18 protein-coding genes are annotated in these 24,089 nt (G+C 37.4%); 4 read left to right on the top strand and 14 right to left on the bottom strand.

The window, feature by feature from the left end; translation table 11 throughout:
- Positions 1 to 17: 17 nt before the first annotated feature.
- From pyrG to ELS83_RS05550, 3 genes are all read right to left on the bottom strand, one after another.
- Positions 18 to 1,619 carry a CTP synthase gene (gene pyrG / locus ELS83_RS05560; RefSeq protein ID WP_171594543.1) on the bottom strand — a complete coding sequence of 534 codons (1,602 nt, stop codon included), beginning with the start codon at positions 1,617 to 1,619 and terminating at the stop codon, positions 18 to 20.
- Positions 1,620 to 1,804: 185 nt separating this feature from the next.
- Complete coding sequence (locus tag ELS83_RS05555) at positions 1,805 to 3,748, bottom strand: DUF349 domain-containing protein (RefSeq protein ID WP_171594542.1); 1,944 nt, start codon at positions 3,746 to 3,748, stop codon at positions 1,805 to 1,807.
- A gap of 294 nt (positions 3,749 to 4,042) precedes the next feature.
- Positions 4,043 to 4,426: an Hsp20/alpha crystallin family protein gene (locus ELS83_RS05550; protein ID WP_171594541.1), complete on the bottom strand. Its 384-nt coding sequence runs from the start codon at positions 4,424 to 4,426 to the stop codon at positions 4,043 to 4,045.
- Between the two features lie 323 nt (positions 4,427 to 4,749).
- Between ELS83_RS05550 and trmD the strand changes: the two genes are divergently transcribed.
- Entirely contained in the window at positions 4,750 to 5,427 is a 678-nt protein-coding gene (gene trmD, locus ELS83_RS05545) for a tRNA (guanosine(37)-N1)-methyltransferase TrmD (protein WP_171594540.1), read from the top strand.
- A gap of 34 nt (positions 5,428 to 5,461) precedes the next feature.
- Here the strand turns inward: trmD and rbr are convergent, their stop codons facing one another.
- A complete protein-coding gene (gene rbr / locus ELS83_RS05540) occupies positions 5,462 to 6,034 on the bottom strand; it encodes a rubrerythrin (RefSeq protein ID WP_216616395.1) in 573 nt (190 codons plus the stop codon).
- A gap of 547 nt (positions 6,035 to 6,581) precedes the next feature.
- On the opposite strand from rbr, the gene ELS83_RS05535 reads away from it, so the two are divergent.
- Positions 6,582 to 7,331, top strand: coding sequence for a TorF family putative porin (locus ELS83_RS05535; protein WP_171594539.1), 750 nt, complete (start codon positions 6,582 to 6,584; stop codon positions 7,329 to 7,331).
- An 87-nt stretch (positions 7,332 to 7,418) separates the two neighbouring features.
- Here the strand turns inward: ELS83_RS05535 and ELS83_RS05530 are convergent, their stop codons facing one another.
- Positions 7,419 to 8,054, bottom strand: coding sequence for a 7-carboxy-7-deazaguanine synthase QueE (locus tag ELS83_RS05530; protein ID WP_171594538.1), 636 nt, complete (start codon positions 8,052 to 8,054; stop codon positions 7,419 to 7,421).
- A gap of 219 nt (positions 8,055 to 8,273) precedes the next feature.
- Between ELS83_RS05530 and ELS83_RS05525 the strand changes: the two genes are divergently transcribed.
- The gene (locus ELS83_RS05525) at positions 8,274 to 9,719 is read left to right on the top strand and encodes a bifunctional metallophosphatase/5'-nucleotidase (RefSeq protein ID WP_171594537.1); all 1,446 of its coding nucleotides are present in this window, start codon (positions 8,274 to 8,276) and stop codon (positions 9,717 to 9,719) included.
- 28 nt (positions 9,720 to 9,747) lie between these two features.
- On the opposite strand, the gene ELS83_RS05520 is transcribed toward ELS83_RS05525, so the two are convergent.
- The 6 genes from ELS83_RS05520 to ELS83_RS05495 all read right to left on the bottom strand — a co-directional run bounded on the left by ELS83_RS05520 (position 9,748) and on the right by ELS83_RS05495 (position 20,645).
- On the bottom strand, positions 9,748 to 10,671 hold the full coding sequence (locus tag ELS83_RS05520; protein WP_171594536.1) for a hypothetical protein: 924 nt from the start codon (positions 10,669 to 10,671) through the stop codon (positions 9,748 to 9,750).
- A gap of 203 nt (positions 10,672 to 10,874) precedes the next feature.
- Positions 10,875 to 14,225 carry a PAS domain S-box protein gene (locus ELS83_RS05515; protein ID WP_171594535.1) on the bottom strand — a complete coding sequence of 1,117 codons (3,351 nt, stop codon included), beginning with the start codon at positions 14,223 to 14,225 and terminating at the stop codon, positions 10,875 to 10,877.
- 91 nt (positions 14,226 to 14,316) lie between these two features.
- Positions 14,317 to 14,778 (bottom strand): Lrp/AsnC family transcriptional regulator, encoded by a 462-nt coding sequence (locus ELS83_RS05510; protein WP_171594534.1) that lies wholly within the window; start codon positions 14,776 to 14,778, stop codon positions 14,317 to 14,319.
- Between the two features lie 336 nt (positions 14,779 to 15,114).
- On the bottom strand, positions 15,115 to 17,919 hold the full coding sequence (locus tag ELS83_RS05505) for a prolyl oligopeptidase family serine peptidase (protein WP_171594533.1): 2,805 nt from the start codon (positions 17,917 to 17,919) through the stop codon (positions 15,115 to 15,117).
- Positions 17,920 to 17,965: 46 nt separating this feature from the next.
- Positions 17,966 to 18,775 carry a 3'(2'),5'-bisphosphate nucleotidase CysQ gene (cysQ, locus tag ELS83_RS05500; protein WP_171594532.1) on the bottom strand — a complete coding sequence of 270 codons (810 nt, stop codon included), beginning with the start codon at positions 18,773 to 18,775 and terminating at the stop codon, positions 17,966 to 17,968.
- 37 nt (positions 18,776 to 18,812) lie between these two features.
- Entirely contained in the window at positions 18,813 to 20,645 is a 1,833-nt protein-coding gene (locus ELS83_RS05495; RefSeq protein ID WP_216616394.1) for an SLC13 family permease, read from the bottom strand.
- Positions 20,646 to 20,739: 94 nt separating this feature from the next.
- On the opposite strand from ELS83_RS05495, the gene ELS83_RS05490 reads away from it, so the two are divergent.
- Positions 20,740 to 21,312, top strand: coding sequence for a DUF2284 domain-containing protein (locus tag ELS83_RS05490; RefSeq protein ID WP_171594531.1), 573 nt, complete (start codon positions 20,740 to 20,742; stop codon positions 21,310 to 21,312).
- Between the two features lie 29 nt (positions 21,313 to 21,341).
- Here ELS83_RS05490 and ELS83_RS05485 read toward each other — a convergent pair whose 3' ends face one another.
- From ELS83_RS05485 to ELS83_RS05475, 3 genes are all read right to left on the bottom strand, one after another.
- Positions 21,342 to 21,899, bottom strand: coding sequence for an HDIG domain-containing metalloprotein (locus ELS83_RS05485; RefSeq protein WP_171594530.1), 558 nt, complete (start codon positions 21,897 to 21,899; stop codon positions 21,342 to 21,344).
- A gap of 10 nt (positions 21,900 to 21,909) precedes the next feature.
- Positions 21,910 to 23,103: an isocitrate/isopropylmalate dehydrogenase family protein gene (locus tag ELS83_RS05480; protein WP_171594529.1), complete on the bottom strand. Its 1,194-nt coding sequence runs from the start codon at positions 23,101 to 23,103 to the stop codon at positions 21,910 to 21,912.
- A 142-nt stretch (positions 23,104 to 23,245) separates the two neighbouring features.
- The gene (locus ELS83_RS05475) at positions 23,246 to 24,052 is read right to left on the bottom strand and encodes a toxin-antitoxin system YwqK family antitoxin (protein ID WP_171594528.1); all 807 of its coding nucleotides are present in this window, start codon (positions 24,050 to 24,052) and stop codon (positions 23,246 to 23,248) included.
- Positions 24,053 to 24,089: the final 37 nt, after the last annotated feature.

Genomic DNA, 24,089 nt, shown 5'->3' with positions numbered 1-24,089 from the left:
TGTCTCTTACAGGGAAATTATTTTTCCATGGTAGCCTTCACAAACTCAACAAACAATGGTTGAGGTTTGATTACCGTACTCTTGTACTCTGGGTGGAACTGAACACCCACAAACCATTTGTGTCCATCCAACTCAACTGCTTCAACCAAACCAGTATCAGGATTCATACCAACGGCTTTCATACCTGCTGCTTCGAATTGTTCCAAATACTCGTTATTGAACTCGTAACGGTGACGGTGACGTTCCGAAATTTCTTTTTGCTTGTATGCTGCAAATGCTTTCGAATCTTCTTTTAGGATACAGTCATACGCTCCCAAACGCATTGTTCCACCTTTTTCGGTTACGTTCTTTTGCTCTTCCATCAGGTTAATTACCGGATGTGGAGTTTTAGGATTCATTTCCAATGAATCAGCTTCTTCCAATTTCAACACATTGCGAGCAAATTCAATTACTGCAACCTGCATTCCCAAACAAATTCCCATAAATGGGATATTGTTCTCACGAGCATATTTTACGGCTAAAATTTTTCCTTCCAATCCTCTGTGTCCAAAACCTGGTGCTACCAAAATCCCTTTCAGGTCTTTTAGTTCTTCCTGGTAGTTGGCATCATTCAATTTCTCAGAATGGATCCATTGAATCTTCACTTTGCACTCATTCACCGATCCTGCATGTACGAATGACTCCGCAATAGATTTGTAAGCGTCATGTAACTCTACATATTTTCCTACCAAACCAATTTTTACTTCTGATTTTGGATTCTGCAAGCGAGTCAGGAATTTCGTCCACTCCTTCAATTTTGGTTCTTTCTTAGGATCCAATCCAAGCTTTTCACAAACAGTCTGATCAAGCTTTTCTTCACGCATTTTCAATGGCACTTCGTAAATTGTTGAAACATCAATCGACTGAACAACAGCCTTAGGATCAACATTACAGAACAATGCTACTTTTCTGCGAACATCGGCAGTCAACTCATGCTCGGTTCTCAACACCAATACTTCTGGCTGAACTCCGGTTTCCAATAATGATTTTACTGAGTGCTGAGTTGGTTTTGTTTTCAACTCGCCCGAAGCTGCAAGGTAAGGCACCAAAGTTAGGTGAATAACAAGAGCATCGTGTCCAAGCTCCCACTTTAACTGACGTACTGCTTCGATATATGGCAATGATTCAATATCACCTACGGTACCACCAATTTCGGTAATCACAACATCGTACTTGTGTTTAGTTCCCAAAAGTTTGATGTTTCTTTTGATCTCATCGGTGATGTGAGGAATGATCTGAACCGTTTTTCCTAAGAAATCTCCTTTTCTCTCTTTGTTGATCACGTTACGGTATATTCTACCCGTGGTAACATTATTAGCCTGAGATGTAGGAGCATTTGTAAATCGTTCATAGTGTCCCAAATCCAAATCTGTTTCGGCTCCATCGTCAGTCACAAAACACTCTCCGTGCTCATAAGGATTTAATGTTCCCGGATCGACATTCAAATATGGGTCTAACTTTTGGTTGGTTACAGAATATCCTCTGGCTTGCAATAATTTGGCCAGCGATGATGCTATAATTCCCTTTCCCAATGATGAGGTTACCCCACCTGTAACGAAGATGTATTTGGTTGTTGACACTTTATAAACTTTTTTAATTGATTTAATAAAGCTGCAAAAGTAGTCAAATTATAGGTTTTTAAGAAACAAAATCCATGTTTCAGGCGATCATTTATCGATTTATTTTACCGCACTAAAAAAATCGGAAGCAAAAAAAAGCATTCCTCATTACAAGAAATGCTTTTGAAATATAAAACATTACAAATTTATGAAACTAAACCATCAATAATTTTGAGCTTTTCGTTCAGGATGGCGAGATTTTGCTTTCCTCGTTCAATTTTTTCCTCAATCTCACTTACAACACTTGAATTCTTTGATGAAGAGAAAAATCCAACATTGTTTTCCCACAAAGCAATATCACTTTCCAGTTGCCTGATTTTGTTCACAATTTTATTTCGCTCAATAATAATTTTATCTTCGGAATTGTTCATTGTCAGGAAGTTATCGATTTTCGACTTAAACTTCTGAACCTCCTTATTATCGCTATCCATATTCATCCTATCGTACAGACTATTTATGGATTTTCTAAATGCCTCCTGAACTTTATCCTTCTTCTTGTAAGGAACATGACCAATTTGGGACCACTCTTTTTGAAACTGACGAAGTGCATTCAGGTTTTTCTCATTATCCTCAACAAGCTCGTAGGTTTGCACTTTCTGAATTAGAGCTTCCTTTAGTTTCAAGTTTTCAACCTGCCCTGCATCTGCATTATCGAAATGTTCCGATTTGTTGTTAAAAAACTTGTCGCAGGCAGCACGGAAACGAACCCAAAGTTCTTCCGAAACCTTTCTAGGCACAGGTCCAACTGTTTTCCACTCTTTCTGAATGGCAATCAGTTTATCGGTTGTTTCTTTCCAATCCTGGCTGTCCTGAAGACTTTCAGCAATGGCACACAGTTCCTTCTTTTTCTCTAAATTAACATTCAGTTTTTCTTTTAGAGCCATGTAAAAATCTCTCTTCTTATCGAAGTAAAGATCACAAGCTGCACGAAATCTTTGGTAGATTCTATTGTTGTCCTTCTTGGGAGCAAAACCAATGGTTCTCCACTCCTTCTGAAGATCGATAATTTCTTTCGAACTTGTATTCCACTCTTTATGTGATCCGATTTCGCGATTGGCAATTTCCTCTGCCTTTTCACACAAAACAGTCTTTTTTTCCAGGTTATTTTTCTGTTCCGACTTTAAGCCTTCGTAATACTCCTGATGTTTGCGATTGATAATGGTTGTAGCAGCTTTAAACCTAGTCCACAAATTTTCTTTCTCATCGCGAGGCACAGGCCCAATTTCCCTCCACTGTTCATGATATTTTTGCAAGGTATTAAAGGCTTTTACCACAGAAGTTTCATCTAACAATTTCTCGGCTTCTTCGCACAGCTTAATTTTCGAGGCCATGTTCTTTTTCAGGTCCAGATCTCGAAGCTCTTTGTTAATTTTAATATAATCGTAGAAGTTCTCGACATGATGATGATAATTGTCCCACAGGTTTTTCAATGCCTGCTGAGGTACCATCCCAATTTCATGCCATTTCTTTTGAAGCTCTCTGAATTCATGGAAAGTTTTATCGAATGCTTCCTTCCTGTTAACCAGCTCCTTAATATCTTCAATAATCTGATATTTCTTCTTCAGATTTTCTTCCTTTTCCTGTTCGATATTTCGGCTTTGTTCTGTCTTTTTATCCTTGAATTTTTGAAGCATCTCACGCACCTGTACTTCCAACTCATCGGTTCCAAAGTCAAACTCTTCTTCAGGTCCACCTTCAGCAATAAACTTTTTCTTTGCAGCCTCAATTTCTTCCTTGTGCTTTTTATAAAAGTTAAACTGAATTGCTTCTACCTTCTCCTTAACTGCAGATAAGGACTCATTCTCCAGAAGTAAACTCAATCGGTTTTTAAGCTCACTTTTTTCCATTAAGGTATAATCTGGTTCCTTCTGAAGTTCCGACTCCTTTTCATTTGTCTTCTCTTCTTCGGTCTCAGATACATTCTCCTTTTTTTCTTCAGCAATTACATCTTCATTTTCAGTTTCAGAAGTTGTTGCTTTCTCTTCATTTGAATTTTCGGTTTCATGAGAATCGGTAACCTTATTCTTCTCTTCTAAATTTTCATTCAATTCATTCTCATGTGAGGGATTTGACAGATCTGGTGCTTTCATGTAAATTGAGTTAGATAAGTTTCAAAACAGGAAGAAACTCGTGTTAACAATACCACCTAAAAGAAAACTTTTAAGCCTACTCTTACGAATTTAACTAATTATGTGCTAATCCTCAAAGATTTTCAATATTTTTCTTTTCCTCAAAAAACAAGAGGTTCATGCAATTACACGAACCTCTTCACCAAAACAAACTAATTAACTAAGCTAATTTTTTCAATTATTAAGAAAAATTTAACTACCCTAAACCATGCTCTTTATTATGAATATTTCAAGAAACATAAATCCACTATTCAGTTACTTGATTTCTATATTGTGAACTTCAGCTTGCTTTTCTTCAAGTTTTGGCAGGATAATGTTTAAAATTCCATCTTTTACTTCTGCCGAAATGTTCTGCTGATTAATGGTATCAGCCAACTTAAAGCTTCTTTCGAACTTTTGTACCCCAAACTCTCTTCTTAGGAATTTTTTATCCTCTTTCTCAACTTTCTTGTTCGCTGAAATTTTAATAAAACCATCTTCAACTCTGATACTTACATCCTCTTTGGCAAAGCCTGGAATCGAAACTTCGATTAGGTAATAATCCTTCTCTTCAATAACATTTGTTGCAGGTCTGAAAGCTTGCTCTCTTTCAACAGCCGATTTAAAACTATCCTGAGTTTCTTTAAACAATTGATTCATTAATTGACTTGTAAAAAAATCATTTGGTCTTTTTGAATATCTCAATAATGTCATAACTCTAATCTCCTATACTTTTTATTAATTCTTCGGTTCCGGATTCCGATTATTTTCATTTTTAATTTCGACCAACATTAATCAAAGCATGTACCATTGCATTTTTTGATCCAAAAAGTCAGAAAAGCCCGCTTCGAACATGTCATTTTGGCTTGTTTTATGATTTTTCGTGTGTCATTTTGTCTTTGTAGCTCATTTTAATGACTTGATATTTGTTTTACTTGCATCACTAATTCGGGATATATACTTTTACACAAAATTTAGAATTCATGAGAATCGATATATTAACTGTTGTTCCTGAATTGATGGAAAGTCCACTGAACCACTCCATCATTCAACGAGCAAAAGACAAAGGTGTAGTTGAAATACACATCCACAACATTCGCGACTTTTCGGAGGATAAGCACAATAAGGTTGACGATTACGCATTTAGCGGAGGAGCAGGAATGGTAATGAGGTTGGAACCTGTTGTTAAGGCCATTGAACATTTAACCGATCAACGCGAGTACGATGAAATCATTTTCACTTCGCCAGATGGTGATCAGTACGATCAAAAAACTGCCAATATGCTTTCTCTTAAGGAAAACATTATTATTCTATGTGGTCACTACAAAGGAATTGATCAAAGAATCAGAGATCATTTTATCACTAAGGAGATCTCGATAGGCGATTTTGTTCTTACAGGAGGAGAATTGGCAGCCGCTGTAATTACAGATAGTGTAGTTCGTTTGATACCTGGCGCAATGAACGATGAAACTTCGGCACTTACAGATTCATTCCAGGACAATTTATTGTCTCCACCAATTTATACCAGACCCGCAGAATTCCGAGGCTGGAAGGTACCTGAAATTCTTCTTTCGGGAGATCATAAGAAGATTGAAAAATGGCAGGAAGAGCAAGCTTATTTGAGAACTAAAAAATTACGTCCTGATTTATTGGATGAATAAAAAAAAAGGCTCCAAATGGAGCCTTTTTTTAATATTAATAGTTTTTAGCTTTCTTCTCAAAGTATGCTTGAGGGTGCTCGCAGGCAGGACAATTTTTCGGTGCTTTACCCCCTTTGTGAACGTATCCACATTTGCGGCAATACCACTCTTCTTCTTCCTCCGATTCAAATACCTTTTCTTTTTCGATGTTTTCTAACAATTTAAGGTATCTCTCCTCGTGCATTTGCTCTACTTTAGCAATTAACTTAAAGGCTGTAGCAACTTTTTTAAAGCCTTCCTCTTCTGCAATTCTTGCAAATTCAGGATACAATTCAGTATACTCTTCGTTTTCACCACATGCAGCTGCTTTCAAGTTCTCTGCCGTAGTACCTACCTTACCTGCAGGATATGCTGCGGTAATTTCAACATCACCACCTTCTAAAAAACTAAAGAAACGTTTGGCATGTTGCATTTCCTGTTCGGCAGTTTCTACAAATAAAGCAGCAATTTGCTCGTAACCTTCTTTTTTAGCCTGTTTTGCAAAATATGTATATCTGGCTCTTGCTTGCGATTCACCGGCAAATGCCTTAAGCAAATTCTTTTCTGTTTGTGTGCCTTTTATGCTCATAGTTATAATTTATTGATTTGTAATTTTGATATTCAAATATCAAGATTTTTCAATTCCCATAAAACAAAATCTACAAAGCATTTCATTATTTATATTCAATAAATAGTATACATTTCAGTATTTTATTATGTGCAAACAGCATCTCAAAATACCATGATATAATCAGGCAAAAAAATAAATTACGATATCTTCTCATCTAAATCATTTCTAATGATAACTTGATTTAAGCCAATTCTACAGAAAAACAACACCTCATTTTATAGAAAATCACTTTTTAAAAGCATACCCCCTATTTTTAAAACCTTTGCGTTAAAAAATATCACTTTTCGAAGCAATTACCCCCTTATTTTTTGGTTCTTGTTTTTATTTTTTCATACTTTTGAAAACATACCCCTCTCATAAATGGGTTAGAATAGAAATTAGTTGATTAATTACCACACCTACCCCCCTTCAAAATGGGGTAGGTGTTTCTATTAAGAAAAAACCACAATTAAAACAGTATAGATATAACTATTAACCTTAATTATTAATCCTAAAATCTATTAGTATGCTAAAGACTAAAAAGTTTTACACATTTTTTATTGGAATGATTTTATTCTTCGGACAAGTATCGGCTCAGGAAACAAAAGGTGAGCTTTCATTTGGAGCAGATTTGATGAGTCGATATGTTTGGAGAGGAACACAATTCTCTACCGGGCCAGTAATTCAACCGGGTATTGAATACAGCAAAGGAGGATTCGCCATTGGTGCATGGGGTTCTTACGCTTATAATGGTGATAATGATGGGGCTGAAGCCGACATTTACCTCTCTTACACTTTTGCCGATGATCTTTTTACAGCTACGCTTACCGATTACTTTTTCCCGACTGATGACATTGCTGCAAAGAACAGCTATTTTGACTACAAGAAAAAATCAACCGGTCATATACTGGAAGGAACTCTTGCATTTAATGGTTCGGAAGGATTTCCCATAAGCATTATGGCTGCAATGAACTTTTGGGGAGCCGATCAGGATAATAAGGGAGATCAGCAATACTCTTTATACATAGAGTTGGGACACAGTTTCTCTTATAAGGAAATTGATATTGATGTATTTGCAGGTTTTACTCCTGTTGATGCTGATGAAGAAAAAGGTGAATCGGGCTTTTACGGCGATACGGCCGGCTTTGTGAACCTGGGTTTCACTGCATCTAAAGAAGTGGCCATTACCGAAAAGTTTTCACTTCCTCTTTCTGCATCTCTTATCGCTAACCCAATGGCAGAAAACCTATTCCTTGTTTTTGGAGTTTCATTTTAATCGCAATAGTTTCTACAATTGGTTTATTAGTTTAGGCAAGAAGGGCATTCAATTTGAATGCCCTTCTTTTATATTATAAACCAAACACTATGGTATCCTCATAAACTTATGCGATTGCAATGAAATATTCCATTTCGGATTATTCTTTACATACTCAACAATTGGTTTTACATTGTGTACATACTGACTCCACTCCGATTGCAAGTACAACAAGCAATCTTCACCTACATTCTTTGATAATTCTTCAGCCCACTCAAAATCCTTTTCCAAATCGTAAATAATCACCTTAAGCTCATTGGCTTTCTGATAGGAAGATGGCACCGGCAGTTTATTTCGCTTTGGCGATAAACAAATCCAATCCCACTCACCACTAATTTTGTATGCTCCCGAAGTTTCCAGGAAGTTCTCGATATTGTGCTTTTTAAGCTCTGTACACAAAGGCTCCAGATTATATAAAGATGGCTCACCACCTGTAACTACAACCGATTTGGCTGGCGATTCAACCGCTTTTCGAACCACTTCTTCAACCGAAATCAAACGGTGTTCAGCCGGATTCCATGAAATTTTACTATCGCACCAGCGGCAACCAATATCACATCCGCCAATACGGATAAAATAGGCAGGTTTTCCCGTATGATACCCTTCACCCTGAATGGTATAGAAATCCTCAACCAATGGCAAATCGGTTCCTTTATCAAATATTTCTTTGTACTTGTCTTTCAAATCTTTCTTATTTACAATGATACAATCCGAATATCTAGGTTGTTCAGTAAACGGTTTGCAAAATTACAAGCTTTTTAAGGATTTCAAAATCAAAGCATGAGATTCTTTATTACATCATCGCCTTATGGCAGCATTTTAGCTCACAACTTTAGGTCCAATAATTGTTATGTACAGAAAATATTTTTTATAATTTCACACACAAATTAACTAAATCACATCATGAAGCAATTCTTATACTACCTACTACTTTTTGCATTTATTTTTACATCCTGCTCCGACAGCAATACACCTGAAGAAAAGCAACCGATTGATAACACTCCAAAAGAGATTAGTATCTTTTGTGTGAATGATGTACACGGACAGATCGATAATTTTGCCAAGCTAAAATACATTGTTGATAAGGAAAGAGAAGAACATCAGGTAGTTGTTGTAAGCGCAGGCGACCTGTTTTCGGGCAATCCTGTTGTTGATAATCATCCCGAAAAGGGATATCCTATGGTGGATTTAATGAACAAAAGCGGATTCGATATTGCTGTTCTGGGGAATCATGAATTCGACTATGGCCTGGAAAATTTAAAAAACCGATTCACTCAATCTGAATTTGATTGGATCTGCGCCAATGTAAATACGGAAAACAGCCCACTGCCACAACCTTTGGAATACAAGACAATCACAAAGGACGATATCAAACTTACATTTTTAGGGCTTGTGGAAACCAATGGAAAGGATGATGCTATCATTCCTTCTACACATCCATGGAGGGTGAAAGAAATCACATTTCAAAAACCACAGGATGTTGTTGCGCTGTACTCAGATCTCAAATCTGAGGAGGATGCCGACCTATACATTTGCCTAAGTCATTTAGGAATGAATGGCAACGATCAGGTTCTTGGAGACATTCAGTTGGCCAATCAGTTTCCCTTTTTTGATCTGATTATTGGTGGTCATTCTCATCAAAAAGTAAATACAGTAGAAAATGGAGTTCATATTGTACAATCGGGTGGTTACTTAAATTACCTTGGCAAAATAAACCTGGTGGTTACAAACAAAAAGATTGAAGAATTTAGCTTTGAATTGATTGACCTGAATAATTACGCCATAGAAGATACTGAGATAAAAAACCTAATTGCAGATTACAATAACCAGGACTATCTAACAGAAGTTATTGGCTATTCGAACAGAAACCATGGAAGAAGCCAGGTTGGATGTTTTTACACCGATGCCTTACGCAATAGTTTACAGGTAGATTTGAGCTTTCAGAACACAGGAGGAGTAAGATCTTCGCTAAACCAGGGAGACATTACCACACGAGAAATCTATGAAATTTCGCCTTTCAACAATGGAACAGTTATTTATGAAATGTCGGTTCTTGATATCAAAAAGTTTCTAAAAGAATCTGGTGCCGGATTTTATTATTCGGGTGTAGAGCTTAGTCAGAACGGCCAGGATGTAATTATTAAAGATGTTGATGGCAAACACCTGGAAGATGAGCAAATATTACGCGTAGGCTTAAACGATTATATTCCGGCAGTTCATGATACATATTTCCCTGAAACAGGAACAGTTCAGGAACTAACCGATGCTGAAACGATAATCGAATACCTAAGAAATAACAACTCGCCTGTTGACTACCCTAATGCTGAAAGGTATTTCCGCATGAAATAAGGAATAGAATATTTGATTGGAAACAAGACTAATTGCTAATGAATTGTTTCCAGTCAATTTTATAAATGGCCTGCTTTTGTTTTGTTGCTTCTGTGTTGATATACAATTCATCATTATCGGTAAAAAGCACCCCTTCGGTTTGCGCACTGCCTAAAACTTCCAAATCGAGCTTCACACTTTTACCTCCTAAAAAATCAGTAGCTTCAAAATCATATAATAAAATCAAATAGGTTCTGAAATCTTTATAGCCCACCAAAGCAACAACATCACCGGTGGTGTTAATATCGGCACCTGTTACCAATAAATCGGCATCGAATTCTGCTTTTGGTTGTAATTTATGCTGCTCCAAAGTCTTTGGCATTGAATACATCCTGGTCTTTAAATTTGCCCAGTTTTTTGTGAAAAAGTAGAGCGAATCTCCCGATGAGAAAAATGCTTCGCAATCGTAATTATGGTGATGCTTTAGCGATATAAAAACCTTCTGATCGGCCCATTCGAAACCAATTTCTTCAGCTTCTGTTTCAATTTTATCATTCTTATCAATTTTGGATTTATCGACACGATATAATTTAAGATTACGTCTCGTTCCATAATTATTTCCAAAATCGCCAATATAGAAATACTGATCATCCTCGGCCAAAGCTTCCCAGTCCAAATTCGACACATTTTTTACTTGCAAAGTTTTCTTCAAACTTCCTTGTAAATTGTATGCATACAATGCCGCTGCTCCACCACTATCGTTATTTACCCAGATTAAACTATCATGCCAAATCATTCCCGATTGTTCATCTACAACTACCGGCAAACTATCTGACACCAAAATTGGTTCATAAACAAGCATTTTTTCATTGATTTCGCTTTGCTCCTGTTCTGTTTGCTTTTTATCCGATCCAGTACTACATGAAGTCACAAATAGGATAAGAATACCAAATAGTAAAGTAGATATATTCACGGCAAGTCTTTTTAATGTGTGGAGCAAAGCTGACAAAAATAATTGAATAATAAAAATCTTACACCGGGACAGTCCTTTCACAAACACTCACCCAACACCCTCTTACCACCTTTATATCTGCAAGTTAAACTCGCCACAAACCCACAACACACTAAACAATAACTTGATTTTACAACAAAAATTGAGTGCAGGAGTCGACTTTTTTATTTCACATACTCTTGAAGCAGTTCAAACAGCTTAATCCGGTCTATTGGCTTGGTGATATAAGCTACACAACCCGAATCTAATGCTTTTTGCTTATCTCCTTTTAAAGCATAGGCGGTTTGCGCAATAATAGGCAAGCCAGGTTTTAGCTCTAAAATTCTTTTGGTGGCATGATATCCATCCAAATGAGGAATTTTAACATCCATCAATACCAAATCCAAATCGGGATTCGATTTTACCATACCAATTGCAACGACTCCATTTTTAGCCCACAGCAATTTGGCCTTTGTAGGAGCCAATATCTCCTCCAGCAAATCGTAGTTAATCTCTACATCCTCAACAATTAAAATATCCTTGCCACTCAAGTCTGGCACCTCAATCGATTTTAGTATATCACACTCTTTTTTATCAGGAATACTAACAACATCATTCAATTTAAAATAGAAACAGGACCCCTTTCCTTTTTCTGATTCTAACCATAGTTCACCTCCCAATAAATTCGAAATCTCCTTACAAATGGCCAAACCCAGTCCAACACCCGATTGCAATCCCCAATAAGGTTCTTCAACCTGTCTAAAAATATCAAATATCACTTCCTTGTACCGATCTGAAATACCAATTCCAGTATCCGACACAAAAAATACAATGCTTTTATCATGAATCTTACAGCCATAATCGATTTGTCCTGAATCTGTATACTTTATGGCATTGTTCAGCAAGTTGGTAATAAGCTGCATCACTTTTGTACGATCGGAAGTGATGAAAACATCACAATCGCCACATGGCATATAATTGGTTCCAATATCGGTCTTGTTAAACTTCTTCACCTCAGCCTTTACATACTGTTGAATTGTGCCAAACATCTCGTTTAAAGAAAACTGATCAACATTTAATTTCACCTCTTTGGCCTGCAATAAAGACACATCAAAAATCGATTCGATGATTTTAAGCAAATGTTTCCCACTTGACTTTACAATCTCATTCCATTTCTCAATTTTTTCGGCAGGTGAATCGGGCTTTAAAAGTGTACTAAATCCAATAATAGCATTCAAAGGTGTTCGCAATTCATGCGACATGGAAGCCAGGAAGGTTGATTTTAACTGATCACTTTCCTCGGCCTTATCCTTTGCAAAAATCAACTCTTGCTCGTATCGTTTTCTGCTCAATACACCAGCAAGCATATCCGCAAAAGTTTTGATATGAATTTTATCTGTCTTATTCCACTTTCTGTTATCATTAACCGTATCGAACACCACGCAGCCCAACAACTTATCTTGAGTTAGTAGTGGAAATACAAGCATCGATTTTACATATTCTCGTGGGTCTTTATCAAAATTTGCAAAAGCAACTGTAGGCAATTTCTTGATATCCTCAACCACAAAATTTTTATACTTTTTAAATCGCTCAATCCACCAACTAAAACTCTCGCTAGGCATCAATTTGGGATTATCGAAGCCCATGATTTCTTCACCTGCAAACCATTCATATTTTCGTTCGACATATTTGTTGCTACTCACCAAAAACAGGTAAGCCCTATCGGCTTTTGTATGACTTCCCAATTTGCCAATTGAGGAATGAATGGCCTCATCAATAGCCTCAACAGGAGCACTTACCAGTTCGGCCGATATCTTACTTAAAAGTTTTTCTATCCTGGTTTTCCTGGCCAATTCGGTTTCGGCTTTCTTCTGTTTGCTGATATCTCTAACAACGGTCTGGATAAACTGCTCGCCATTCAGGTCGATTAAGTTTGCCGTGAGTTCGACAGGAAACTCTTGTCCATCTTTGGTAATGTGCCAGGTACGCATAAAAAAGCTACCCAATTCTGAAATAATTTCACGAATCTCTTCTATTTTACTCTTGGTGAGCACACCTTTTTTGGCAATTGCCTGGGCATTAATTTTTCTGAACTCCTCTTTCGTGTATCCATATCTATCAACAGCAGTTTCATTTACCTCTATAAAATTTTGCAAACCTTCACCTTTCCAGGGATGTACAAATACCGCTTCGTTTAGCGAATTAAACAGCAATCGAAACTTACTTTCGCTCAAAGCCAGTTTCTGCTCTCCCATTTTCCTTTCGGTGATATCGGTGATATAGCCTTCAATAAACAATGGTCTTCCCAACCTGTCTTTAATGGTTAAGCCTTGTTCAAACACCCATTTTAACTTGCCATCCTTTGTCTGTATCCTATACTCTAAAGAAAACCGTCGATTCTTCTCCCCCGCATCATCTACCTCTCTCGAAACATATTCCCTATCATCAGGATGAATTACATCGTTAAATGCCAATTGTGCATTGTAATTTAATTCTTCAGCCGTATATCCAGTAAGTTCTTTTACTCCTTCGCTCACAAACAGCATGGTCCAATATTCATCTACCAAACACCGGTAAGCCATTCCTTTTAAATTACCAATTAATGTGGTTAACCTCCTGGTTGCCTCAACTACTTTGCGCTGCGAGCGCTTTTGTTGTGTAATATCACGAATAATGGCAGTAACTTCTCGCTCACCTATCGAGTTAATGCGGAATTCATAATAGCAGACTCCTTTATTTTCAACATTTTTACGATAATCGAATATTTGCACCTGCCTGGTATCGAAAGCCTCTTCCATGGCAATCGAGAACTTTTCTCTTAATTCTTTTTCGAAAAGAGTTCGAATGGATACCGATTCAGCATTTTGGGGATGGTGAAATAAGCCATTGGGTTTACCATGTAGGTCAACAACTTTACCATCGCGGGTAATCCGAATGATTACATCGGGGATTGTTTCGAGTAAAGCCCTGGCTTTTGCTTCACTGCTTTTAATCTTTTTATCAGCTTCAATTCTTTGGCTAATATCTTCAAAAACAGTAAATACTTGCTTGGGTCGATTCGAAGCCCGATCGAACATAGGAGTTGCCGTTACGCTAATCCAAATGTAATCTTGCTGAATGGGGTTGAATACTCCAAGCACGGAGTTCGTGATTTCTTTACCAGTTTCCAGGGCCAACTTTGCAGGATGTGCATTGGCATCCATCATCGAGCCATCGGGTAAAATATTATTAATTCGGGGCTCAAAGCTTGTTACACCCAATAACTCTTCGCTCGATTTCCCCAAAATATTTGAGGCCGCAGGGTTTGCATAGGTAATTTTCCCTTGTGCATTGCGAATAAGAATACCTTGAGCAGTGGTATTAAAAAGTAAATCGTATTCGTCGTGAGTTCGGGTATTTTTCAGCTCTTTGGCCAGTAAAGTATTTTCAGCATCTAAAGCGGCAACTTGCTTCTGAAGTTGATTTATTTCTTCCTGATATTCAAACAGTCGTTTCTCAAATTCATCAGGTGATATATTCTCAAAACTATCCGACATACTTGATTTTAAATTAAATACCCATTTGCAACTCTTACTAAGTTACTAAAAATCGCGTCAAGTATTTCATCTAAATCGTGAAAAGCTCCGATTAAATATAGTACTCCGAACTGTGTTTAATTTCTTTTATCACGAAAGTACTGTTAAGCACTCCAATGTTTCTGATTTTTGACAATTTGTATCGGACAAATTCGTGATACTCCTCCAAACTCTTTACATGGATCTTTAAAATAAAATCGACCTGACCGGCCATATGGTAACATTCCTGCACTTCCTTCAGGTCTTGAATTTGCTCCTCAAACTCATCAATGAAAGTTTCATCGTGATATCGCATTGAAACCTGGCAAATGGCTGTTACACTTCTTTCGATACGTTTTTTATCGAGTATGGCCACATATTTTTTAATAAAGCCTTGATTTTCTAACCTCCTGATTCTCTCATACACAGGCGATGGTGTTAGATTCAACATACTGGCAATCTCTTTTGCTGTTTTTTTCGAGTCGGTTTGTAATATCCTAAGTATCGTCTTATCAGTTTGATCAAGCTTGTCCATAAAAGAAATTTTTACTTCGATTTATAACGTTTGCGGAAAAGTAAAAGTAGTTTTAACTAATATCAGCTGCAATATCGGTAATTTTTACTTATTTAAATCAAAACACTATGATTTTTATCGGAAACCTCTTTACTTTGTCAGTATATAACACTGGAAACAACAACAAATACTCATATAAAATCAGCTATTTAATAGCTAAACAAACACAACACACTTAACTAACAATTAAGATTACAATAAACACCTTTATTCACCCAGGATAAAGGTGTTTTTTTATGGCATAAAAAAATGCGTCTCAGAAAAGAGAGACGCATTCTTCAAAATTCGGTTTATGGTTTATTTCTTTAACTCGTAACCGTCCATTTTCCCTTTCTTTACAGCAGGAATTCCATCAATCATCCATACCGGAGCCGGTGCTCCTTTCAGGTAATAGTCGAAAAATTGCATGGTTCTTATAGACAGATCCATTCGATTTGGACGTTTCCTTAGGTTGTGAGCTTCCTTATTGTAGGTTAGCATCCAACATGGTTTCTGAAGTCGGCGCATGGCCACAAAAAGCTCAATTCCCTGGTACCAAGGTACAGCACCATCATCGTCGTTATGCATTATTAATAGTGGCGTTTTAATTTTTGGCGCAAAGAAAACAGGCGAGTTTTCGATATACTGTAGTGTACTGTTCCAAAGGGTTCCACCAATTCTACTTTGAGTTCTCTCGTATTGGAACATGCGACTCATACCGCTTCCCCAACGAATTCCACCATAAGCCGAAGTCATATTGGTAACAGGAGCTCCTGCCATAGCACATTTGTACAAATCGGTTCTCGTTATTAGGTAAGCAATCTGATATCCACCCCAACTTTGTCCCTGCAAAGCAACATTTTCTTTATCGATAAAATCGTAACGATCCATCATTGTTAAAGTTCCTGTTACAATTGAGCTATAAGCCGATTCTCCTGGATATCCAACCTTGTGGTAAGTAATATCAGGCATAAAAATAAGGTAACCATTACTCACACAATAACTCGGATTAATAATCGACCAATTCGGTTGAGGAACGTGGTGATTGTGCAATCGGTCCGAAGTTCTTTCGTAGAAGTAAACCAACATTGGGTACTTCTTGTTCGGATCAAAATCTTCCGGTTTGTATAGTAAGCCTTGTAGTTTTTCACCATCACCCGAGGTCCAGTCTACCAGTTCAACCGATCCCCAATTGTAGTTCTTTTGCTGAGGATTTGCATCTGAAACCTGGGTTTGACCAGAGAAATCGAACTTGCTTGTCCACAAGTTTGGATAATCAACGAAAGTAGAACGTTTAAACATCAACTGGTCTGCAGCTTTGGCTTTCTCTGCTGCATAAAGTTTGGTGTCTTCGAAAATAATTTGTGAAGGATCATCTTCTTTTTGCAATCTAAAATAGCCCGATTTCTTGTTGAACTCATGGAAGGCCTCTAATAGCATCGGCTTTTTCAAGTCAATAAATCGCTCTTCTTCGTCTAATTGTACGTAATCGAATCGGATGTTATTTCTTCGACCGTAACCATTGGTCAGGTTTACCGCCGGCTTTACTCCTGCTGGATCAATCATCCAAAAATCGTAACGATCCTTAATAATTACGTTCTTGTCACCCTTTGTCCAACCTACCAATCCGTATGGATTTGGATCGTTTGGAGTATCGTGGTTTTCGTTATAAAAATTGGCCTTAATTTTCTTGCTTAAAGCATTCACTTTCTTAGTATCGATCTGATATGAATACCAAATACTATCCTGCGTTTCGTACCAAATCATGTATTTCTGTGCAGGAGAAATGCTTACATGTGCATTTTTCTTCTCTAAAACCAGCTCATTTTTACCTGTGCTTGTATTTACCAGGTAGTAATCAGAGTACCAATCATCCCATGAAGTTAGTTGCTGATATGGTAGCGGAGAACTTCCCAAGGCCAATTCCATGTTACCATGATTGTACAAATCTATACTTCTCATTTCCTGATTGGCCAACTGAACCAATTTACCTGCTTTGGTATGATAAACAGCCAGCCACGTACGCTTCTTCTCTTTCTCTGCCTGTACTTTTTGCTGTGGTTGTAGCAAAGCATCTTTCCAGTTCCAAACATCTACATGATATTTTTCCTCATCCAATAAAGAGTCTTTTACTTCCTTTTCAGGCTTAGGCGCAACACCAAAAAACAGCTTTTCTCCATCTCTTGAGAAATAAATTTTTCCATTTTCGCTAACGGCCCAATCATCCTGAATTTCTTGCGAAAGTGTATCAACAATTCTCTTGCTGTTTGCTTGCAAATCGCCATAATACAATTCGAAGCATTTGTTTTTTGTTGTATCTGCCGAGAAAATAAACGAAACCTGGTCTCCATTTGCCGAAATCGAAGCCTTATCAGCCTTTCCTTCTTTTTCGAATACCTGGCTTACCTTTTCTGTTTTTCCTTCGAAAGTTTTTACCTGGGCCATCTGTATGCTATCGCCTACAATCTGGATAAAACCTAAAGCATTTCCATTTCTGGCCAGTGCATAATCGCTCACATTTTCGAATTCAAACTCCTTATCATTCGCAAAGTTTTTAATTACCAACTTGCCTTTTTTGATCTTATCCTTTCCCTTGCCATTTTTCTTGGACTTCTTCTGCTTTAATGAATCCGTTGCCAAACTGTCTTTTTCTTCCTTTGGCATCTCCAGCATATAAGCCATCCATTCACCTTTTTCTTCAGGCATTTGGTAAGATTTTAATTCTGCAGCTTTAAACAGTTTTTTCGTCTTTAAATTCCAAATTCCAATAGAATCTTTTGGCAAATCCTTCTTATCAACTTTGTCTAGTTTTGCCTGGCGAACTGTATCGAACTGTGCCTTAATCTTAAACGTTAGAACCTCCGATTTCGGAGAAAACTCCGCCTCATATCCCCTTGCAATGGAATCAAGCTTTTTGGTTTTCACCTGGTACAGGTATAAAAACCCATCTCCTTTTTGCGGATTTACCTCAAAGCTAATCCATTCACCATCAGCAGACATTTGCTGACTTTTTAAATTTTTCCATCCATCATAATCGCTATGTTGCAATGGAACTTTTTGAGCATAAGCCGATACCTGAATCGATAACAAGCAAAACAGTACGACTTTCAATAAATTTTTCATTTGTGTTTAGTTGTAGGTTGCATTATAGGTTAATTATCTGATGAATTTACCTTGTACAAACAAAGTGTGGACTCATCAAATCATTCTTATTATATCTTACTTCTTCTTTTGTTTCAAATTCCAGCATTTTTCCGCCCGATGCTGAAACAATTGCATGGCCAGCTGCAACATCCCATTCCATAATTGGACCAAATCGTGGGTAAACATCTGCTTCACCTTCGGCAATCATACAAAGCTTCAACGAACTTCCCCTGGAAAGTAACTTTACTTGATCATTATCCTGCTTTAAACCATCAATAAATTGCTTGGTTTGATCGTTCATATGAGAGCGCGATCCAACAACAATAATCTCTTCTCGCCTATGCATTAATGGCAATTTTAAGGATCTCTCCACAAGGCTGTCCAGATCATGATTCCAATTCTCTACATTATCAATACGATAAGCACCCAATTCGAGATCTGCGAAATAAAGCTGCTTTAAAACGGGCACATAAATTACACCTGCCACCGGCCTTGCCTTATCAATTAAGGCGATATTTACAGTAAATTCATCGTTTCTTTTTATAAACTCCTTAGTGCCGTCGAGCGGATCAACGATCCAGCAATGCTCCCATTTTTGTCTCTCTGCATATGGCAAATGTTCCCCTTCTTCACTTAAAATCGGAATCTCCAGGCGCTCCAGTATTGAGACGATTTTGTTGTGTGCCCGTTGGTCGGCAATGGTTAAAGGAGTATTGTCTGACTTTAGCTGTACCTCAAAATCCTCCGACTGATATACTTTCAAAATCTCCTGACCAGCTTGTAATGAAGCTGATATGGCTTCTAAAAGCAATTCTTTTCTTCTGCTAAAATTCATGAATAAATATAATGCCTTTTTAAAATGGAAAAACCGTCTAATAAAAATAAATGTATGAGAGAATCAATACGGTAAAAATCATGTAAATGATTGTTAGAGGAAAACCAATTTTGAAAAAATCCTTAAACGAATACCCTCCAGGACCATACACCATGATATTGGTTTGGTAGCCAATTGGTGTCATAAAGTTGGCAGCGGCTGCAAAGGCAACTATCAAAACAAATGGTTCAGGGCTTAAATGCAAGTTTAAAGCCATGGTTAACGAGATAGGAAAAACAATGGCAACGGCAGCCTTATTGGTAATGTATGCTGCTAAAACCGAAGTAATCAGGTAAATTCCAAATAAAACACCCACTTTCCCCAAAGGCAGGAATACCGATATCAGCAAACTCGCTATAATCTCGGCCAAACCTGATTTAATCATGGCCGTTCCAAAGGCGAGGGAGAGCGATATGATCAGGGCCAGGTTAAAATCCACCATTCGGGCAATATCCTTTGGATTGGATATTTTTAATCCCAGAATCACGATAATCATGACAATTAAGGTCATGAATAGTGGCACAATATTTAAAGCCGAAAGGATCACCGCCAAAACAGTTCCTCCCAACAATAAACCAATTTTATAGGCTTCCTGTTTTCTGAATTCTTTTACTTTAGAAATGAAGTAAAAATCCTGAATTCGATGTGTTCTCTCAACAAAATCGTCGCCACCAAGCAATAGTAAAACATCACCTGCACGAAGTTTCACCTCCCCAATTTTACCACTAACTCTTCCACCATTTCTATGAATCCCAATTACAGCGGCATCGAACTGCCCTCTAAAGTTGGCTTCTTTAACGGTTTTAGATATTAGGGTCGAATTGTGCGAGATTACTATCTCAACCACTTCAATGTGCTTCTTGTGAGTTAGCATACCAACAGTAGGAAGCGTTAAACCTGAATTGGGCAATACCAAATCCGCAATGGTTTCCGTATCACCGGCAAACAATAAACGATCTCCTTCTTCTAGCCTAAATTCGTGTGAAACAGCCGCAACCCTTACTCCTCCTCTGTTGATTTGGAACAAGTACAAGCCTTTTAAATTCCTCAAATCGGCTTCTTCTATCGATTTGCCAATTAAATCGGAGTTTGGCTTCACGTGCGCTTCAACAATATATTTCCTGGTATTTTCCGAAAAGTCACCCAAAATATCTTCTTTATCAGGAAGTAATCTTTTACTTACAAAAAGAAGATAAGCCGAACCAATAAACATCATTGGCACACCAACATAAGCAAAACTAAACATTCCCAGGGATTCCAAACCGGGTATAATGGTTTGATCTTTTACCATACCATTTACAATCAGGTTGGTTGATGTACCAATAAGTGTGATACAACCACCCAGAATTGCCGCATACGATAAAGGAATTAACAATTTCGATGGAGATATATTATTTCGCTTGCTCCAGCTGTGCACGTAAGGCATCATTACCGCAACAAGGGGCGTATTGTTCAGAAAGGCTGAAAAACCACCCACCAGGAACATCATTCTTGCCATAAATGCCCGATATCCCTTGGCACGCTGAAAAACTTTATCGAAGAGTGTTTCAACAATTCCCAGGTCTCGAATGATATCTCCAATCAGCAGAAGCATTAAAATAACGACTACCTGATCGTTCGCAAAACCACTAAGAATTTCTGAAGGTGTTAAGATCCCACTAATTCCCAGAACCACTACACCTATTAAGAATGTAAAGGCCGGACCGATCCATTCTTTATAGAAGGAAATGAGAATAAAAACCAATACGATTAATACAATGATCGCATCAAGAGAGAGCATAGATAAATTTTTGGGTACAATTAAGATACGAATATACAAAAATACCTGCATGAATGAATGCATTTATTCCACCTTTGCATAAATGTGTTACATGCTGTTCGAAAAGCAACAATTATTATACTTTTGTGACAAATTGAATACTACAATGATAGAGCTTTGCACAGACACAATTGTTAAAGAATTTAGAAATCGTAAAATTGAGATACAATTTAAGGAATTGGAAATCGCGAAAGCGGATATTTTGCCTTTTCTGAACAAAGCAGAATTTAACTCCTATTGCATAAAGGGCTGTCCTAACCATAACGAAAAATGGACTTGTCCTCCAAATTGTCCGGATTTTGAAATTTACGCTCAACCATTTTCAAAAATCAAACTGTTTTTATTTTTTAGCGCAACCAAACAGTTTCACTTTCTTTCAGAAGAAAATCGTTCACTGGAATCCTATAATTTCATCAAGGAAGAATTGCAATATTTTTTGCGCGAACAAGAGGGAACAGAAGGCAAAATGATTGCTGCTAACAGTTGCGAAATTTGCAGTCCCTGTGCTTTAAACAAAGGAAAAAAATGTTACTTCCCGGGAAAAATCCGATATAATCTTGTTGCCTTTGGCTTTAATGTTGGTAAAATAATGACAGATCTTTTTCAACATGAACTAAAGTGGGCAAAAGAGAATAAAATTCCTGAATATGTAAGCAGTGTGGGCGCAATTTTAAAGTAGGCAGTCACTTTTGTAACTGCCTATCTCAATTAGTGTTCAACTTGTAATCTATCTTTAAAAGGCAAGAAAGTCATAAAGTCGGCATGATGCACAATATAGGCTTCGGTACTTCTTTTTACCATATTGCCTTCGCCTGCATGAGTGGCTATAATGTGGCATACTTCGGGTGGTAAACCGCATTGTTCTGCCATCGAAACTCCTGAAAACGGATGCCTGATATACTTTCCATACTTGCCCTGAATTGCTTTTCCATTTTCATCCAATTCATATTCCAGAAGTTTACCCACATCGCACAATATGGCACCCGAAATAAGAATATCCATATCAACGGGAAGTTCCGATTTAAAAAAGGAGTTCATTTTTTCGCCACTTTCTTTGGCCAAATGCACTACGCATTGTTTGTGATCCATAAAACTGACCTTTAAATCTGGTCCACAAAGCAGGGTAAAAGGGATCGATTTTAAATCATCAGCGCTTAGCACGCTTTGCTCTAAGGCCAATTCCCAAACTCTGGATGTTTTCTCTCTTAATTGCGCATCTGCTATCCATTTCAATTCGGGCCATAATTCTTTTACAATATCTTTCATAGCTCTTCATTTACAATTTTGCAATTATCGCATCGGCCATTTCTTTGGTAGAGGCAGCTCCTTGATCCAGCACATTTTCAGATCCCGGCAATTTCATCATATCATATGTTTGAACTTTAGCTTCCATCACCACTTCGGCAATTGCTTTTCGAATTTTGGAGGAAATCTTATCTTCACCAATATAATCCAACATCATACAGGCCGATTCGACCATTGCAATCGGATTTACGATAGACTTTTTGAAATTGGCATATTTAGGCGCTGAACCATGAGTAGGTTCAAAAACTGCAATACCATCATCCGACATTTGTGCACTGCAGGCAAAGCCCAGGCCTCCTATTAAGCCTGCGAACGCATCAGAAACAATATCTCCAAACATATTGCCAGCTACAATTACTCCATAGTTTTCCGGATTTTTTGTGAGCCACATCATCTGTGCGTCAATATTGGTATTCCATAATTCAATGTCGGGATAATCACTTTTCTGAATCTCTTTGGCCAATTTGAACATCATTCCCGATGTTTCTCGAATCACATTAGGTTTTTCGCATACCGTAACCGACTTATATCCATTCTGTCTGGCATAGTTAAAGGCTGCCATAAGAATTCTACTTGTTCCGGTGTGAGTAAATATTCGGGTCGAGACAGAGAGTTCCTTACGAGGTACTGCTCCAAAATTCTTAATAAATTTCGGATGTGAAGTTAAGGCCGCATACACTGTATTATCAGGGTTCGACCACTCTACCCCACCATATAATCCTTCTGTATTTTGCCTGAAAATGGCAACATCAACCATTGGTTCTTCGATGGTTCCACCTGGACCACGTCGTATAAAATTTAGAGGGTTTCCTTTATAAGTTCGACAAGGTCTGATACAAATATCCAAATTAAAATATTGTCGCAAGCCAACTATCGGACTCGAATAAACCAAACCTTTCCCTTTCAAATCAGGTTTGAGTTCATTCTCGGCATCATCTTTAGGTTTGGATGTAATTGCACCAAATAATCCGATTTTGTATTTCTCAATTAGATCCAGAGTTCTTTGAGGAAGAGGTTTACCTTCTTTGCACCAAAATTCCCAACCAATGTCTGCTTCAACATATTCAGCATCAAATCCTGCTGCAAAGAGTATTCTTTTTGTTTCATCGAGCACAACACGCCCAATACCATCACCTGGCAAGCTAACAATCGTTCTCTTGGTCATTGTTTAAAGTTTTAGTAAGCGTTTGGGTTTATCTCTCTTAAATTTAAGAAATTACACCCTAATTTGGAATAAAACTTTTCGACAGGCGGCATAAAAAAAGCTCCCATTCAGGAGCTTCATATCTTTAGAAAACAAAATCTGTTTAAAATGGATTTCGAATAGAAACCGGAACTACTGTAGACAAAACTCTTTTGTTTTTGTAAGCTGTAGATTCAATGGCTACGATATGAAAATCGTGAATTAACTGAGTGCCTTTATCAATTTTAATTTTGTGTTCGGCAACACCCTTTTGGCCTACAATCTCCATAAAACCTCGTCCATCGGCAGGAAAATACTTTCCTTCAATTAATTTGCTCAGGTAATAGCTAACCTTTGTTTTCTTATTGCTCAAGCTAAATCTTAAAATATACTCATTATTGGCAGCTGTTCTATCAATTTTTTGAACCACAATTTTGGGTACCGATTTCACCTTATTCGTATTTGATATCTCTTTTAATCCGGTTGCCAACATGTTATCTTTATATAAGGTTTCTGATTTTAATTTTCCAGATTCCCAATACTTTCGTTGATATCCGTTTTTCTTCCCAAATTCGTAGTCTGTTTCTCTGTAAACCTTTCCACTTCGGTAATACCAAATTACCTTACCATGCTTTTTCCCATCCTGATACGGAATATCGTATTGTTTTTCGCCAGTCTTATAATATGTGTTGCTAACTCCAACTTTTTTATTGTCTTTATAAGTAACTACCGATTTAATTTTGCCATTCTTGTAGTAGTATTTTTTTACTCCATTTTTGGCAGTCGGCTTGAGGATGACTTCCTCTTTTTTTGCTTCTTTTTGTTTTTTCGATTCCCTGCTTATTGTTTTAACAGATTCAATACCCGCTACAATTAGATCGCAAGAGCTAAATAGCAAAGCAATCAGGGATAATAAGATTATTTTCCTCATAAAGATTTATTCGTTATTTGGGCAGTCAAGATAATCA

Source organism: Marinifilum caeruleilacunae (genome assembly GCF_013141825.1).
GTDB lineage: Bacteria > Bacteroidota > Bacteroidia > Bacteroidales > Marinifilaceae > Marinifilum > Marinifilum caeruleilacunae.
This window is presented reverse-complemented; position numbering and strand designations above follow the sequence as displayed.

Excerpts from the sequence above, each read along its gene's own strand:
- ELS83_RS05555 (WP_171594542.1), bottom strand. The coding sequence starts at position 3,748 with ATGAAAGCACCAGATCTGTCAAATCCCTCACATGAGAATGAATTGAAT.
- ELS83_RS05550 (WP_171594541.1), bottom strand. The coding sequence starts at position 4,426 with ATGAATCAATTGTTTAAAGAAACTCAGGATAGTTTTAAATCGGCTGTT.
- trmD (WP_171594540.1), top strand. The coding sequence starts at position 4,750 with ATGAGAATCGATATATTAACTGTTGTTCCTGAATTGATGGAAAGTCCA.
- rbr (WP_216616395.1), bottom strand. The coding sequence starts at position 6,034 with ATGAGCATAAAAGGCACACAAACAGAAAAGAATTTGCTTAAGGCATTT.
- ELS83_RS05535 (WP_171594539.1), top strand. The coding sequence starts at position 6,582 with ATGCTAAAGACTAAAAAGTTTTACACATTTTTTATTGGAATGATTTTA.
- ELS83_RS05525 (WP_171594537.1), top strand. The coding sequence starts at position 8,274 with ATGAAGCAATTCTTATACTACCTACTACTTTTTGCATTTATTTTTACA.
- ELS83_RS05515 (WP_171594535.1), bottom strand. The coding sequence starts at position 14,225 with ATGTCGGATAGTTTTGAGAATATATCACCTGATGAATTTGAGAAACGA.
- ELS83_RS05510 (WP_171594534.1), bottom strand. The coding sequence starts at position 14,778 with ATGGACAAGCTTGATCAAACTGATAAGACGATACTTAGGATATTACAA.
- ELS83_RS05505 (WP_171594533.1), bottom strand. The coding sequence starts at position 17,919 with ATGAAAAATTTATTGAAAGTCGTACTGTTTTGCTTGTTATCGATTCAG.
- cysQ (WP_171594532.1), bottom strand. The coding sequence starts at position 18,775 with ATGAATTTTAGCAGAAGAAAAGAATTGCTTTTAGAAGCCATATCAGCT.
- ELS83_RS05495 (WP_216616394.1), bottom strand. The coding sequence starts at position 20,645 with ATGCAGGTATTTTTGTATATTCGTATCTTAATTGTACCCAAAAATTTA.
- ELS83_RS05490 (WP_171594531.1), top strand. The coding sequence starts at position 20,740 with ATGATAGAGCTTTGCACAGACACAATTGTTAAAGAATTTAGAAATCGT.
- ELS83_RS05485 (WP_171594530.1), bottom strand. The coding sequence starts at position 21,899 with ATGAAAGATATTGTAAAAGAATTATGGCCCGAATTGAAATGGATAGCA.
- ELS83_RS05480 (WP_171594529.1), bottom strand. The coding sequence starts at position 23,103 with ATGACCAAGAGAACGATTGTTAGCTTGCCAGGTGATGGTATTGGGCGT.
- ELS83_RS05475 (WP_171594528.1), bottom strand. The coding sequence starts at position 24,052 with ATGAGGAAAATAATCTTATTATCCCTGATTGCTTTGCTATTTAGCTCT.